12 protein-coding genes are annotated in these 15,383 nt (G+C 65.6%); 6 read left to right on the forward strand and 6 right to left on the reverse strand.

The genetic code is table 11. The features are described from left to right. Positions 1 to 7: 7 nt before the first annotated feature. On the reverse strand, positions 8 to 907 hold the full coding sequence (locus CHB88_RS20185; RefSeq protein ID WP_245845105.1) for a YihY/virulence factor BrkB family protein: 900 nt from the start codon (positions 905 to 907) through the stop codon (positions 8 to 10). Between the two features lie 140 nt (positions 908 to 1,047). Beyond that, positions 1,048 to 1,623 carry a GTP cyclohydrolase I FolE gene (gene folE / locus CHB88_RS20190; protein ID WP_089401150.1) on the reverse strand — a complete coding sequence of 192 codons (576 nt, stop codon included), beginning with the start codon at positions 1,621 to 1,623 and terminating at the stop codon, positions 1,048 to 1,050. A 339-nt stretch (positions 1,624 to 1,962) separates the two neighbouring features. Here folE and cynS point away from each other — a divergent pair, with 339 nt between their 5' ends. After that, positions 1,963 to 2,406 (forward strand): cyanase, encoded by a 444-nt coding sequence (cynS, locus tag CHB88_RS20195; RefSeq protein WP_089401151.1) that lies wholly within the window; start codon positions 1,963 to 1,965, stop codon positions 2,404 to 2,406. 53 nt (positions 2,407 to 2,459) lie between these two features. On the opposite strand, the gene CHB88_RS20200 is transcribed toward cynS, so the two are convergent. Together CHB88_RS20200 and CHB88_RS20205 are read right to left on the reverse strand one after the other, a co-directional pair. Continuing rightward, positions 2,460 to 3,680 (reverse strand): S8 family peptidase, encoded by a 1,221-nt coding sequence (locus tag CHB88_RS20200; RefSeq protein WP_089401152.1) that lies wholly within the window; start codon positions 3,678 to 3,680, stop codon positions 2,460 to 2,462. A 543-nt stretch (positions 3,681 to 4,223) separates the two neighbouring features. Beyond that, a complete protein-coding gene (locus tag CHB88_RS20205; protein ID WP_176442571.1) occupies positions 4,224 to 4,697 on the reverse strand; it encodes a cupin domain-containing protein in 474 nt (157 codons plus the stop codon). A gap of 139 nt (positions 4,698 to 4,836) precedes the next feature. Here CHB88_RS20205 and CHB88_RS20210 point away from each other — a divergent pair, with 139 nt between their 5' ends. From CHB88_RS20210 to CHB88_RS20220, 3 genes are all read left to right on the forward strand, one after another. Continuing rightward, on the forward strand, positions 4,837 to 5,244 hold the full coding sequence (locus tag CHB88_RS20210; RefSeq protein ID WP_089401154.1) for an ester cyclase: 408 nt from the start codon (positions 4,837 to 4,839) through the stop codon (positions 5,242 to 5,244). Positions 5,245 to 5,357: 113 nt separating this feature from the next. Then, on the forward strand, positions 5,358 to 6,590 hold the full coding sequence (locus CHB88_RS20215) for a putative DNA modification/repair radical SAM protein (RefSeq protein WP_089401155.1): 1,233 nt from the start codon (positions 5,358 to 5,360) through the stop codon (positions 6,588 to 6,590). Beyond that, entirely contained in the window at positions 6,587 to 8,008 is a 1,422-nt protein-coding gene (locus CHB88_RS20220) for a UdgX family uracil-DNA binding protein (RefSeq protein ID WP_089401156.1), read from the forward strand. Before CHB88_RS20215 ends, CHB88_RS20220 begins: the two co-directional genes overlap by 4 nt. 78 nt (positions 8,009 to 8,086) lie before the next feature. Here the strand turns inward: CHB88_RS20220 and CHB88_RS20225 are convergent, their stop codons facing one another. Together CHB88_RS20225 and CHB88_RS24810 are read right to left on the reverse strand one after the other, a co-directional pair. Beyond that, entirely contained in the window at positions 8,087 to 9,658 is a 1,572-nt protein-coding gene (locus tag CHB88_RS20225; RefSeq protein ID WP_143131386.1) for an SBBP repeat-containing protein, read from the reverse strand. Between the two features lie 61 nt (positions 9,659 to 9,719). Continuing rightward, a complete protein-coding gene (locus CHB88_RS24810; RefSeq protein ID WP_143131387.1) occupies positions 9,720 to 10,229 on the reverse strand; it encodes a hypothetical protein in 510 nt (169 codons plus the stop codon). Here CHB88_RS24810 and CHB88_RS20230 point away from each other — a divergent pair. Together CHB88_RS20230 and CHB88_RS20235 are read left to right on the forward strand one after the other, a co-directional pair. After that, positions 10,222 to 13,788: a PAS domain S-box protein gene (locus CHB88_RS20230; RefSeq protein ID WP_089401158.1), complete on the forward strand. Its 3,567-nt coding sequence runs from the start codon at positions 10,222 to 10,224 to the stop codon at positions 13,786 to 13,788. The genes CHB88_RS24810 and CHB88_RS20230 overlap by 8 nt on opposite strands. Positions 13,789 to 13,945: 157 nt before the next feature. Further along, complete coding sequence (locus tag CHB88_RS20235; RefSeq protein ID WP_245845107.1) at positions 13,946 to 15,349, forward strand: 3'-5' exonuclease family protein; 1,404 nt, start codon at positions 13,946 to 13,948, stop codon at positions 15,347 to 15,349. The last annotated feature ends 34 nt before the right edge of the window (positions 15,350 to 15,383 follow it).

The raw sequence follows: 15,383 nt of genomic DNA on the forward strand, positions 1-15,383 counted from the left end.
ACGGCTTTCAATCGGTATGCATGGGCGTCGGCTCGGACGATTCCCCCGCCAGCTCATGCCCGAGCCGCTCATACTCGGAGATGACCTGGGCGCCGAACAGCAGCAGGATGGCGCCGAGCTCCAGGCTGAGCAGCACAATGATGGCGGTGGTCAGGGAACCGTACACCACGTTCACCTGGGACAGCGTCGCCAGATACCAGATCAGCACATGGCGGGTGATTTCCCACAGCAGCGCGGCGGTGACGCCGCCCACCAGCGCATGGCGCAGCCGCAGCCGGCCGACCGGCATGACCAGATAGACCGAGGTCAGCACGAAAATTTCACCCGCCACGCCGAGGCCGTAGAGCAGCACGCCCGAGATGCCGCCGAGCGACCATTCGCGTCCGAGGAAATGAATGCTTTCCTGGCCCAGGGCCTGCAGGCTGCCGGATACCAGGGTCACGACCAGCAGGCCGATGCCAAGCGACAAGATGTAGCAATACGGGAGCACCGCCGACACCAGGAAATGCCGGCGCCTGATCGCCACGCGGTGGAAGAAGATCACCGACATCGCGTTTTCCAGCACGGTGAAGGCCAGCGAACTGAAGAACAGCATCGTGGCCAGCAGCACCCAGCCGACCACTTCGCGGTGGGCGAGGAAATTGGCCAGCTCGGTGATGATGGCGCGCGACTGGCTGGGCAGTAGCCACTCGAGGTAGCGGCCGAGCGCTTCCAGCAGCTCGGCCGGATCGACCACGTGCGACAGCGTGATCATGATCAGGATCAGCAGCGGCACGATCGACAGGAGCGCGTAGTACGCCACTGCGCCGGCCAGCAGCAACCCCTGGTTGGCGCGGAAAGCCTTGGACACGCGCAGCGTGAAGATGAGCGGGTGGCTCAGCATCTGCCGCGTTTCGGGAGCGACCATGCGCATGGACGATGAATGGATGGAGCAGTCGAACTGGCAGTGTAGCCAGTCCGGAAGCCTGCCGGGATGACGCAAAGCATAGAGCCTTGCTCCCGGCGGCGGGTCGGCGGCCGGGCCTGGTCGGAACCGGTAAGACCCGGTCAGACTTTTTCGCGCTCCCGGGCCAGCGCCAGGAATTCGGCGCGCAGCGCCGGGTTGGTGCGCATCTCGCCGAGGATGGCGGAGGTGACGGTTTCCTCGCCGGGCGTGCGGATGCCGCGGCTTTCCATGCACAAATGACGGCAGCGGATCACCACGCCGACCGCCAGCGGTTCGACATGGGTCATCAGCGCCTCGGCGATCTGGATGGTCAGGCGCTCCTGCACCTGCAGGCGCTTGGAGAAGCAATCCACCAGCCGGGTGAGCTTCGACAGTCCGACGATCTTGCCGCGCGGCGTGTAGCCGACGGTGGCGAAGCCGAAGAACGGCGCGAGATGATGCTCGCAGTGGCTGTAGACCGGAATGCCGCGCACCACGATCAGTTCGTTGTATTGCTCGGCGCCATCCTCGAATACCTTGAGTATTTCCGCAGGGTCCTGTTCATAGCCGGAAGCCCAATGGGTCCAGGCCTTGGCGACGCGCTGCGGGGTTTCCACCAGGCCGGGCCGGTCAGGGTCTTCGCCCAGGCTTTCCAGAAACCGGCGCCAATCTTCATCGGAGAACTGCTTCACTTCCATTGTGGAGATCTTTCCTTGTCAAAACGGTAAGGTCATCGGGCCGCTTCCAGCGAACGGGAGGGGTTTCCGATTGCTGGGCTGAAGCATAGACGAAAGCTCGACGGTGCGCACACCGCAACCCCCTGCACGTCTTTCTTCCGGGGTAGACCGGTTTGCCTCCAAACAGTGCCTAGGCTCGACCGCATTGCCGTGTTTTTGCACCCAAATGAGCCATTGAGCGGGCCGAAAAGCGCAAAACCGCCGGATTTTTCACATTGTTGCGCAGGCACAAGCCTTGCGAATGCGGAGCACCGCCGCCACAGCCGGCGGCTTTTTCAACTCCAAAGCAAAGGATGGAACATGGATCGCAACGACGTGACCAGGAAGATCATCGCCGCAAAGGTGCGGAACCGGATGCGCTGGGCCGACATCGCCGAGAAGATAGGCGAGAGCAAGGAGTGGACGACCGCCGCCATGCTCGGCCAGATGACTTTGACCCTGAAGCAAGCCGAGGTGGCGCGCGAATTGTTCGGCCTCACCGACGAGGAAACCGCCTGGCTGCAGATCGTGCCCTACAAGGGTTCCCTGCCCACTGCCGTACCGACCGACCCGCTGATCTACCGCTGGTACGAGATCGTCAACGTCTACGGCACCACCATCAAGGAGCTGATCCATGAGGAGTTCGGCGACGGCATCATGAGCGCCATCGACTTTTCCATGGATATCCAGCGCGAACCGGATCCCAAGGGCGACCGGGTCAACGTGGTTTTGAGCGGCAAATTCCTGCCGTACAAGACGTATTGATCTCAACCCTGGCTTGAAAAAGTTCGGCCGCCGATCTCGGCGGCCGATGCCACTCAGAACGCGTTGACCTGCAGCACCTGGATGGCACGGCCATCCTTGCTGGCCGTGCCAGGCGTCATCGAAAAGCTCCTGAGCGCCGATTCCACCTGCGCCGGCGTGGCGGACGGATTGCGTGACAGGTAGAGCGCGGCGGCGCCGGCCACATGCGGCGATGCCATCGACGTGCCCGACATGGTGGCGGTGCCGCCGCCGGCACGGGTCGAGACGATGTTCACGCCGGGCGCCCAGATGTTGACGCACTGGCCGTAGTTGCTGAACGAGGCTTCCTTGCCGTACGTGTCGGTTGCGGCGGTGGTGATGATGCCGTTGTCGAGGCCGTTGGCGTTGTAGCCGGCGCGCGCGGGCGAGCTGTTGCAGGCATCGACGCCGCTGTTGCCGGCGGCAAGGGCGATGGTGACTTGGGCACCCACCGAACGCCGCAGCGCATCGTCCAGCGTCTGGCTCACGCCGCCGCCGAGGCTCATGTTGGCTACCGCCGGCTTGACGGCATTGGCCGTGACCCAGTCGATTCCCTTGATGACCGTCGAGGTCGTGCCGCTGCCGTTGCAATCCAACACCTTCACGCCGATGAGGCGGACGCCCGGCGCCACGCCGACGACGTCGACCGCATTGTCGGCCGCGCCGATGGTGCCGGCCACATGCGTGCCGTGGCCGTTGCAGTCGGTGTTGCTGCCACCGGCGAAGTTGACGTGTTTGACCAGGTTCAGGTCCTGGTGGGTGGCGATGCCGCTGTCGACGACGTAGACGTTGACGCCGGCGACGCTGCCGCTGCCGTTACCTGCCAGGGTCGAGCTGACATCGGCTTCCACCCGGTCGACGCCCCAGGGCAGGCTCTGCACATCGGCGGTCACCGGCAGGTCGGCTTCGATGTAAGCAACGGTCGGCTCTGCCTTCAACGCTTCGATCTGCTCAGTGCTCAGGTCGGCGGCGAAGCCTTTCACCGCATGGCTGAAGACATGTTTCGACTTGAACCGGTGCAGGTTCTCCAGGCGCTGGGCGGCCCCCATCACGCCGCGGTCCAGATAATCCCATGCCGCGGCATGGGCGATGGCGCGCTCATCCGGATGGGCATTGCCCTTGAACTGGTGAAAGGGCGTGGCTTCCTGGAACACCACGATGACCGGCGTCGTCTTGCCGGGCGCGTTGGCGAAGGACGGAAGGGAAGCGGCGCAGGCGAGCAGGCCGAGGGCGATGTTTGAAAGGCGATTTGTCATGAGGGCAGCTGCGTGATTGGGTCAAGGGCACTGGCAGGTCGGTTTGCCAGAACGGGCAGCATGGAAAGCCCTGATGCATCGCCTGCGCTTGCAGGCAACGCAACGGCATTCACCGTCGAAGAACGGATGCCGCGGTCATCATGTGTTTCAGGCAATGTCCCGAGTGGGCGGGGCGGTGCGATGGCATCCATGTGCGCTGCGCAAATATTGCCACATGGAAATAGCAGTAGGAGCGATTTTTGTTACCAGTCGTAATGACGCTGGTTCATACCAAACGATGCCATGGTGTATCTGCAAACATCGCTGGCGCGCTGCCAGAGCTGGAAGCCGGCCGGGCGCCGGCGGGTGCCGCCAATGACCGCGAAAGGGGATGGGGGAGGAGCCGATCGGCGCAGTGCGCGGAATGCAGTCCGGACTGCGCCGGCTTGAGGGGAGCGAAGGGAAGGTCGGAGCGGGCCGGCGTCCTGGCTATGGAAATGGATGGCGCTATGCCAGCCCGGCAGGCCCGGGCATGCCGGGTCGTCAGCCCTGCGGATGCCAGCCCTAAGGATGCTTGTGGATCGGATCGACCCAATGCACTTCCTGCGGCTTTTCCACCGCATCGATGTCGAGGTTGATCACCACCGCTTCATTGTCGCTGCGCACCAGCACGCACTCCAGCGCCTCGTCGTCGCTGGCGTTGATCTCCTGGTGCGGCACGTAGGGCGGCACATAGATGAAATCGCCCGGCCCCGCTTCGGCGGTGTATTCGAGGTGCTCGCCCCAGCGCATGCGCGCCTTGCCGCGCACCACGTAGATCACGCTCTCCAGCGCGCCGTGATGATGGGCGCCGGTCTTGGCCTTGGCATGGATGGTGACGGTGCCGGCCCAGATCTTCTGCGCGCCGACGCGCGCATGATTGATGGCGGCGGCGCGGTGCATGCCGGGCGTCTGCGCCGTGTTGGTGTCGAGGTTGTCGCCCTTGATGACGCGCACGCCGTCGTCGCGCCAGTCGTGGTGTCCGGTGTTCTCGCTCATGTCTTCCTCCTGTGCTTGGCTATGCGTTCTGCGCTGCATGCGAGCTTACTGCCTCGGACCGCAGCGCGCCAGCGGGCGTATCATGCCGCGATGAGGCGCATGCCGGTCATGCAAGACATCATACAAGGAGGAGAAAGCGATGACAGTCGAAGAACAAAGCAAGGCGGTGGTGCGGCTTTATGTCGATGCCTTCAACCGCGGCGACCTCGCCGCGCTGCGCGACCTGCTGGCGGACGATGCGGAGATTCAGGGCGTGATGGGCAAGGGCCTGTTCGACAAGGTGGGGCCGATCTGGCGCCAGCTGATCGAAGGCTATGGCATGCAGCTGAAGATAGAAGGCATGATCGCCGAGGGCAATGTGGTGGCGGTGCGATATACCGAGTCCGGTGTGTTCCGCGCCCCGGCCTTCGGTCACGAGCCGACCGGCAAATCATATGAACTGGTCGCGATGGAGTGGATCGAGATCGCCGACGGCAAGATCAGGCGGCGTTGGGGAGCGCGCGATTCGGCGAGCCAGATGCGCCAGCTCGGACTGCTTATTTCCTGACATTTCGGTATTTTCAGAGCGGCGCCGTGACCCGGATGTGTACCGGTCTTGGGCCTGGGGATGGAGTCGTTTTCACGTAAAATACTGTATTCATATACAGTCATTCACGCCCCATGGAATTGACCGACAAGCTGGAAATCCTGGCCGACGCCGCCAAGTACGATGCGTCCTGCGCCAGCAGCGCCGCGCCGCGCCGCAGTTCACTGGGCAAGGATGGTTTGGGCGCCACCACGGGCAACGGCATCTGCCACAGCTATACGCCTGACGGCCGCTGCGTGTCGCTGCTCAAGATTCTGCTCACCAATTTCTGCCTCTACGACTGCCAGTACTGCGTCAACCGCCGCAGCAGCGACGTCCCGCGCGCCCGTTTCGCGGTGGAGGAGGTGGTCAAGCTGACCATCGATTTCTATCTTCGCAATTACATCGATGGCCTCTTCCTGAGCTCCGGCATCATCCGCTCGCCCGACTACACCATGGAGCAGCTGGTGGAGGTGGCGCGCCAGCTGCGCGAGGTGCACCAGTTCCGCGGCTACATCCACCTGAAGACGATTCCCGACGCCTCGCCCGAGCTGATCGAGCGCGCCGGCCGCTATGCCGACCGGCTCAGCGTGAATATCGAGCTGCCGACCGAAAACTCGGTGGCACGGCTGGCGCCGGAAAAGAGCGTGCGCACCATCAAGCTGGCGATGGGTTCCATCCGCCGCAAGCTCGATGAAAAGGCGGAAGAGCCGAAGGCGCCACGCTTCGCCCCTGCCGGCCAGAGCACCCAGATGATCGTCGGCGCCGACAGCGCGGACGACAGCGCCATCCTGCACACCGCCGAGACGCTGTATTCCTCGTACAAGCTCAAGCGCGTCTACTACTCCGCCTTCAGCCCCATCCCGGCCGGCCCGAGCGTGCTGCCGCAGCGGCCGCCGCCCCTGCTGCGCGAACACCGGCTCTACCAGGCCGACTTCCTGGTGCGCGGCTACGGCTTCCAGGCCAGCGAGCTGCTGCCGGGCAGCGGCAACCTGCCGCTGGACATCGATCCCAAGCTGGCCTGGGCGCTCAGCCACCGGGAGCATTTCCCCATGGACCTGAACCGGGCGGACGAGACCATGATCGCCCGCATTCCCGGCATCGGCCTGCGCAATGCGAAGCGGCTGGCCCAGCTGCGGCGCTCGCGGCGCATCCGCTATGCCGACCTGACCAAGCTGCGCTGCGCCATGGACAAGCTCAAGCCCTTCATTGTCACCGCCGACTACCGGCCGGCGCAGGATAGCGCGCCGTCCGAACTGCTGCGCCGGGCGCTGGCCGACAAGACGCCGCAGATGGAGCTGTTTCCGGCGCTGCAGGAAGCGGCATGAGCCTGTCGGCATGCGCCGGAAACTTCAACGATTGGCGCCAGGCCGCCCGCGGCCTGCTGCGCCGCGGCATCCCGCCGCACGAAGTGCAATGGTCGGATGGCCCGCAGGCGAACGATCTTTTCGCTATCTCCTCCAACCCACAGGCGCCCGAGGCGCAAGCCAGCATGCCGGCGGCCCAGGTGCCGCGCAAGCTGCTGGAACTGCTGGAAGAGGCCGCCTGCTTCCGGACGCCGGAGCGCTGGGCGTTGCTGTACCGGGTGCTGTGGCGCTGGACCAGCGGCGAGACGGAGGTGCTGTCGGCGGCCGACGAGGATGGCGCCCGGCTGCATGCCTGGGCCAAGGCGGTGCATCGGGAAGCGCACAAGATGGAAGCCTTTCTGCGCTTTCGCGAGCGCGCGCCGGAACTCGGCGCGCCGCGCTTCGTCGCCTGGTTCGAACCGGAGCACGACGTCCTGGCGCGGGTGGCGCGGCATTTCGCCCACCGCATGGGCCGCAGCACCTGGCTGATCGCCACGCCGCGCGGCATCGCCTGCTGGGATGGCGAGCGGCTGGAGGTCGATCCGGAAGCCGCCGGCACGCCGCCCGACGGTGAGGACCGGGCCGAGGCGCTGTGGCTGACCTACTACCGCAGCACCTTCAATCCGGCGCGACTGAACACCTCTGCGATGGAGATGCATATGCCCGTGCGCTACTGGAAGAATCTGCCGGAAAGCAAGCTCATTCCCGATCTCGTCAGCCAGGCCGGCAGCGGCGCGCGCAAGGTGGCGCAGGCGCGCGGCGTCGGCGCGCGGCAGGGCGCGACCATCGATATCCAACCGGAAGCGGCGCAGCCGGAACGCGAGGCGCCGACCTCGCTCGACCAGTGCCGCCGCTGCGAGCTGTGGCGCAACGCCACCCAGGGCGTGCCCGGCGAAGGCCCGGCCAGCGCGCGCATCATGCTGGTCGGCGAACAGCCCGGCGACCAGGAAGACCTGCAGGGCCATCCCTTCGTCGGCCCGGCCGGCAAGCTGCTCGACAGCGCGATGAGCAAGGCCGGACTGGACCGGAACACGGTCTATCTCACCAACGCCGTCAAGCATTTCAAGTGGGAGCCGCGCGGCAAGCGGCGCCTGCACAAGACGCCGGCGCAGAAGGAAGTGGACGCCTGCAGCTACTGGCTGGAGCAGGAAGTCGCCCAGGTCGGGCCGGAGGTTATCGTGGTGCTCGGCAGCACGGCGCTGAAATCGGTGCTGCATACCGGCAAGGCCGGGCTCACCGAACTCATCGGCAAGCCTTTCGAGCACGAAGGCCGCTGGATCGTGGCGACCTATCATCCCTCCTATGTGCTGCGGGTGCCGGACGAGGAGGCGAAGGCGAGGGCGTTCGAGGCGCTGGTGGAGGCCTTCCAGATCGCGCAGGAAAAGGCCAGGCGGCACTGATTGCCGCCGGCGCTGGCACGGCTTTCACCATTTCCCGTCCGTCGCCGCGGCATGAATGATGGCGCCCAACGCCCGGCGTTACTTCGCAAAGCCATCCCACACCATCAGGTGTCCGGTGCTCGTGCCGGCCGCTCCGCCGCCGCCCGTCAGCGATTGCAGCGAATTGTGGAGGGCAAAGGGCAGCAGGCGGCCCACCGAAGCGAGGGCGGCGACGCCTCCCGAAGCCGCCACGGCGCGTCCATCGCCGTTGCCGCCGTCGGCCGGCGTGATCCATAGCCGCCGCGTGGCGAAATCCGGCGAGACCACGAGCACGAACGGGTCGCCGCCGGCGTAAGCGGCGAGCGTCTTGCCGTTGATGCTCAGGCTGGTCCGGTTGGCAATCGCATAAGCGGCGTTCCCCGCGACGTACACGTTGCCTGCCTCGTCCGCGGCGAGTCCTCTCGGAAAGATGGAATTGCCCTTGCCGCTTCCGAGGCGGGTCAATAGCAGCTGTCCTTTCTCCGGCGTTCCGGTGGCGGGATTCAGCCGGGCGAAATAAGTGATGTGATTGGAGGCGGTGTTGTACTCGGTGTTGTAGCTGTCATTCGCAACATTGGGGGCCGGTTTGGAGAGGTCGGTCGGCAGCCAGCGGTAGATGGTGTTGCCGCCCGCGCTCTCCCCTGCGAAGTAGAGCTTGCCGTCCCGCCCCATCGCCACCCGCAGGCCGCGCGTGTCGGCGCAATTGCTGCCGGCGCCTGCCTCATCCTTGGACCAGTCCCACGCCTTCCAGGCGGCGGCGCCGGCAAGGGTATAGCTGCGTATCCAGGCAACCTGCAGCTGGCTGCAGGGCGCGCCGTTGCGCTGCGCGAAGCCGGTGACGAAGACGAGCCCGCTCGCGCTGTCGATGGCCACATCGTTCACGGCGGAATCGCCGAAGGCTCTCTCGAATTTGAGCTGGCCTTGAGGATCGAACACCCGCAGCGTCTTGCCGAAGAGCGCTGCCGCATGGCCATCCTCTGCAATCGCCACCCGCTGCGCCGCGCCGCCGGAGGTGTGCTTCCATCGCACCGTTTTTCCATCGGCGCCTGCCACCACCACGCCGGCATCGGAGGCGATCGCCATGTCGCCGTTTGCCCGCCGCAACGCGAGGTCGCTTACCAGACCTCCGACTCGGATGACGGCCAGGACCGTGGTGCCGCTCGCGTTCAGTCTAAGCACGGCTCCGCCGGTGCCGCCGCCGATCAGGTCCACGGCCGTTCGGGCGAAGTCGGTGCCGGTAAAGCGACCGCCAACGAGCAGGGAGCAGTTCGTGTCGATCTCGACGGCATTCGCTTCATCCTGCGCACCCATGCCCAGGTAGGTGGCCGCACGCGTATTGAGGGACGAAGCGTTCGACGGCGGCGACAGCGTGCCGGGGCAACCTGTCGCGGGCACGGCGGCGGCTGTGCCGCCCTGGCCAGCGGACGGCGTATAACCGGTCGTCGCAATGGGCGAGGTCGTCGCCATGCCGCCGGGCGTGTTGGCGGCGGCGAAGGGGCTGCCCGAGGCATTGCCGCCCTGCGTGCTTCCGGCGGGCGTGCCCGATGCCGCCGGTGCGGATGCCTGCGCGATGCTTCCCGGGCCGGCGGTCGCGCCGGGGTTGGACAGGCCCGCCGAATCGCCCCCTGGCACGCTTCCCCCGGCAGAAGGCGAATTTCCCGTTGCAGCGACGGGCGGAGCGGTTCCCGTGTTTTCAATCGCGATGTTCGTGGCGTCGCCCGCCGGCTTGCCGTTTTGTTCTCCACCGCCGCCGCAGGCGGACAGCAGAGTGAGGATGGCGAATGCGGAACAGGTAAGCCGGAAATGCCGATGCATGACTACTCCCAAAGAAAAGCAGGTGTGAGGTGGAAAAGAAGGCTGTCTTCACCGAGGGATGGAGCTGGAGCGGGAAATCAGCGGTGATGTGACGCGCGGGGCGTTTGACGGCGTACCAGCGCATCCACCGTGGGCAGAAACGCAACCACCATGCCATTGCAGGCAGATGTTCCAGCGTCGTCGCTGTTTTAAGCCTGCATGTTTTTCTGCCTCGTGCCGAAGTACCTGTTCCGGGATCGGGCAGCAGCGGCCCGGTATTGGTCAATTCGTCTATAGAAAATTGGCCGGCGGCCATGTAAGCTTGCTTCCCGGAAAAAGTGCGTCCTTCGTACATCAAATCAGAACCAGCCAGACGCCGAGAAGCGAGCAACCGAATCACGATGAACAATCCTTGCCCGGGAGGCTGGCCCGCCCCCCTGTTGCAGCAACTTGCCGAATCCGCCATCAAGCTGGTCTGGATGACCGATGCCGATGGCGTTTGCATCTATCTCAATCCCGAGGTGGCCGCGCTGTATGGCGACCCGGCCGATTTCCGGCTGTCCGACTGGACGGCGGCGATGCACCCGGACGACCGCGAGCGTATCGCGCCGATGTATCGGCAGGCGGTGGCTGAGCGCCGCGAGTACCAGGTCGAGTACCGCATCGCGCTGAAGCCGGGCGAGGTGCGCTGGGTGCGCGGATCGGGCGCGCCGCGCTGGTCGGCGCAGGGCGAGTTTCTCGGCTATGTGGGCGCCATCATCGATACCACCAGCCATCACGCCGCCCTGGACCGGCTGGCCAAGAGCGAGGAAGCCCACCGCCTGCTCACCGAGAACAGCAGCGACCTGATCAGCCACCATGCGCCCGACAGCGGCGTCTATCTGTATGCGTCGCCCTCGGCCACGCGCATGCTCGGCTTCGAGCCGTCGGAACTGCTCGGCACCCGGGTCTACGATTATCTGCATCCGGACGACGAGACGCTGGTGCGTGCCGAAGTCCTGCGCCAGGCGAAGAGCGGCGATGCCAGCCAGCTGGTGGAGTTCCGCGTGCGGCACAAGGACGGGCACTACATCTGGGTGAGCACGAATGCCCGCGTCCTGCTGCATCATGTGACGGGCGAGAAGCTCGGCACCGTGGCGGTCACGCGCGACGTGACCGCGCAGCGCGCCGCCCGGGAGGCGCTGCGCCGCAGCGAGGCGCGCTTTCGCAGCCTGACCGACCTTTCCTCCGATTGGTATTGGGAAACCGACGCCGAAGGCCGATTCACCTTCGTCTCGGAAGGCCTGCAGCGGCTGTTCGACCTCGCGCCCGAGGAAGTGCTCGGCCATACCCGCATCGAGCGTGCGGCGGACCGCGACCAGCCGGGGTTGATCCAGTACCAGAAAATGATCGACGCGAGGCTGCCCTTCCGCGACCTGGCGTATTCGGTTTTCGTCCAGTCCAAAGGCACGGTGCGGCATTCGTCGATCTCCGGCGAGCCGGTATTCGAGGATGGCCGCTTCCTGGGTTACCGCGGCGTGGGCCGCGACATCAGCGAGCAGATCGAGCTGGCGCAGCAGCTGTCGCGCCTGGCGGAGGAAAACCGGGCGCTGATCGAGAATTCGCTCGACATCATGGCGCTGCTGGACGCGGAAGGGCGCTTCCTGCGGCTGAACCGGGCAACGCTGGACATCCTCGGCTACGCGCCGCAGGACATGCTGGGCAAGCGCTACATCGAATTCCTCGTGCCGGACGATATCGCGCGCACCCGCGCGGTCGATGCCGGCCTGCGCACCGGCAGCAACACGGTGCAGAATTTCGAGACGCGCTGGATCAAGCGCTGTGGCGGCATCGTCCATCTCTCGCTCTCGGTGCGCTGGGCCGACGACCAGAAGATGATGTACGCCACCGCCCGCGACATTACCGAAGCCCACCTCACCCGGGCCGCGCTGGACAAATCGAGCGACCGCATGGCTTCCATCCTGGAGAGCATCGGCGATGCCTTCTTCGCGCTCGACCGCGACTGGCGCGCGGTGTACGTCAACCAGAAGACCGCCGACTTCATCGGCCAGCCGCGCGATTCGTTGATCGGAAAGGTTTTGTGGGATGCCGTGCCGCACATCCGCAATTCCGTCTTCATGGAGTACTACCGCCGCGCGATGGACGAGGGCCAGCCTTCCTTCTTCGAGGCGTATTGGATGCCCGCCGGCGCCTGGTGCGATGTGCGGGTGTATCCGAACGAGGATGGCATCTCGGTCTACTTCCACGACATCACCGCCCGTCGCGAGGCGGAACAAACCCTGCGCGCCAGCGAGGAACGCTTCCGCAAGGTGATCGAGATGACGCCGTCCGGCTATGTGCTGGGAGACGCCACCGGCCTCATCCTCGATGCCAATCCGGCGCTGTGCGAGATGGCGGGCTACCGCCGCGAGGAACTGGTCGGCCGGCATCTGCAAACGCTGCTGCCGGTCTGCCCCTGCGGCGGCGCGCTGTTCGAACGCGGCGGCGTCAGCTCGGTGCATGGCCGCGAAGCTATCGTGCGCCACCAGGATGGCCGGGATCTCTTCGTTCTGGTCAATGCCAACATCGAGCGCGATGCCGACGGCAACGGCTTGTCCATCACCGCCTTCGTCACCGACATCACCGAGCGCAAGCGCGCCGAGGGCCGGCTGCGCGAACTCGCGACGCACGACAGCCTGACCGGCCTGCCGAACCGGGCGCTGCTGTCGGAACGGCTGCAGTCCATGCTCGCCATCGCCGGCGAGCGACTGCCGGTGGCGGTGATGTTCATCGACCTCGACCGCTTCAAGGAAGTCAACGACTCCATGGGCCACACGCCGGGCGACGAGCTGCTCAACGAAGTGGCGCGCCGGCTGCGCGGCAATCTCCGTCCGGACGACGTGGTGGCCCGGCTCGGCGGCGACGAATTCGTCGTCGCCGCGCCTTGCAGCCAAGGCGACGTGTCGGCCGCCCGCATCGTCGAGAAGCTGTTCGCCGCGCTGGCCGAACCGATGCACATCGGCGGCCATGAAGTGTTCGTCCGCGCTTCGGTCGGCATTGCGATGTATCCGCGCGACGGCGTGACGAAAGAGCACCTGCTGCAGAACGCCGATACCGCCATGTACCGCGCCAAGGCGGCAGGCCGCAACGGCTATTGCTTCTTTGCTTCCGAAATGAGCGCCGACGCCAAGCGCCGGCTGATGATAGAGAGCTCGCTGCACCGGGCGCTGGAGCGAAACGAGTTCGAGCTGTACTACCAGCCCAAGCTGAACCTGCACAGCATGGAAGTCACCGGCATGGAAGCGCTGCTGCGCTGGCGCCACCCGCAGCTGGGCATGGTGCCGCCGCTGGACTTCATTCCGATCGCCGAGGAAGCCGGCTTCATCGAGCAGATCGGCGCCTGGGTGCTGGCCGCAGCGTGCCGCGAAGCGCGCAGGCTGATGGACAAAAGCGGCATGCGGCTGCGCGTGGCGGTCAACCTGTCGGCGCGGCAGATCAAGGATGAAAGCCTGGTCGGCGATGTGCGGAAGGCGCTGGCGGAAAGCGGCCTGCCGCCGCAACTGCTGGAGCTGGAGCTGACCGAAAGCGCTCTGGTCGATGACGTCAACCTCACGGTGGATGTGTTCCGGCGCCTGAAGGCGCTCGGCATCTCGCTGGCGGTGGACGACTTCGGCACCGGTTACTCCGGCCTGGCCTATCTCGGCCGCTTCCCGCTTGACGTGCTCAAGCTGGACCGCTCCCTAGTGCAACCGCAGGAAGCGGACAACAGCAACCGGCGCGTGGTGCAGGCCTTCATCCAGATGGCGCACAGCCTCGGATTTTCGGTGGTGGCTGAAGGGGTGGAAACGGTGGACACGCTGCGCTTCCTCGGCGATGTCGCTTGCGACGAGGCCCAGGGTTATCTGTTCTCGCGCCCCTTGCCCGTCGATGCCTTCGAAGCGTTCCTGGAAAGCGGGGCGGTGGCGGCGATCGAATTGAAGATGGCCTGACCGGAACGCAAAATATTTTCCGTTCGGCATGCAAAAACCGGAAACCAATGCGGCTTCCGGTTTTCCAATATCATGCCTGCTCTGGTCGTTCCTTTACCGGCGAATCGCCCCGGGAACCGCAAGCATGGCCACTTCGTCAACTCTCCCGCAGACCGTCTTGAGCGCCGTCCTCTCCGCATCCTTGCCCTTTGCCAGCCGCTTCCCGATCGCCTTCGTCGACCTGGAAACCACCGGCGGCGCCGCGACCGCCGACCGCATCACCGAGATTGGCATCATCGAAGTCGATGCCGACGGTGTGCGCGAATGGAGCAGCCTGGTCAACCCGCAGGCACCGATTCCGGAATTCATCCAGCAGCTCACCGGCATCAGCAACGAGATGGTGGCCGATGCGCCAACTTTCGCCGAACTCGCCGACGAGATCAGCGCCCGGCTCGAAGGCAAGATCTTCATCGCCCACAACGCCCGCTTCGATCACGGTTTCCTGAAGAACGAATTCAAGCGCACCGGCCATGCCTTCCGGCCGGCGGTGCTGTGCACCGTGCGCCTGTCGCGCAAGCTGTTCCCCGGCTTCGCCCGCCACAGTCTCGATGCCATCGCCGAGCGCCATCGGCTGCAGGTGACGCAGCGCCACCGGGCGCTCGGCGACGCCCAGCTGCTGTGGCAGTTCTGGCAAAAGATCCACGAGGAGCATGCGCCGGAGGCGGTCGAGGAAACGGTGAGCAAGCTCATCAGCCGACCCAGCCTGCCGTCGCACCTCGACGCCGCGCAGATCGAGGCCATCCCTTCCACCCATGGCGTCTACCTGTTCTACGGCGCCAACGGCATGCCGCTCTACATCGGCAAGGCCAACAATCTGCGGCGGCGGGTGCTGTCCCACTTCAGCGGCGACCACCTGGCGTCGAAGGAGCTGGAGATCAGCCAGCAGACCGAGCGCATCGACTGGATTCCCGCCGTCGGCGAACTCGGCGCGCTGCTGCAGGAAGCGCGGCTGGTGAAGCAGCTCATGCCCAGCCATAACGTCCTGCTGCGCGACAACCGCGAGATCTGCGCCTGGCGCCTGTACCCGCGCAACGGCCAGCTGAAGGCGACGCTGGTCGGCACCGACGACATGTTCTTCGCCCACGACCCGCAGCTCTACGGCCTGTTCGACAACAAGCGGCAGGCCAAGGCGGCGCTGAAGTCGTTCGCCGACCAGCATGCGCTCTGCCACGTCGTGCTCGGCCTGGAAAAGCTGCGCGACCGCAGCGCCTGCTTCGCCAGCCAGGTGAAGAAATGCCTCGGCGCCTGCGACGGCCGCGAGCCGTCCGACGCGCACAATGCACGCGTGCTGGAAGCGATGCAACCGTGGCAGGTGCAGCCCTGGCCTTACGAGGGCGCGGTGGCGCTGCGCGAGAACGGCGGCCTGCATGTGGTTGATGGCTGGGCCTATTACGGCACGGTGGAAACGCTGGAAGAAGCGGCGGCGCTGGTGGCGACGGGAAAGCGGCGCTTTGACGTGGATGTGTATCGGATCGTGGGGAAGTGGCTTGAAAGGAATCCCGGCCGCGTCCAGCTCCTGTGAGCGATTGACCGACTAAGCGCAATTTGCGGTGCGC

It is taken from the genome of Noviherbaspirillum humi (genome assembly GCF_900188095.1).
Lineage (GTDB): Bacteria > Pseudomonadota > Gammaproteobacteria > Burkholderiales > Burkholderiaceae_D > Noviherbaspirillum > Noviherbaspirillum humi.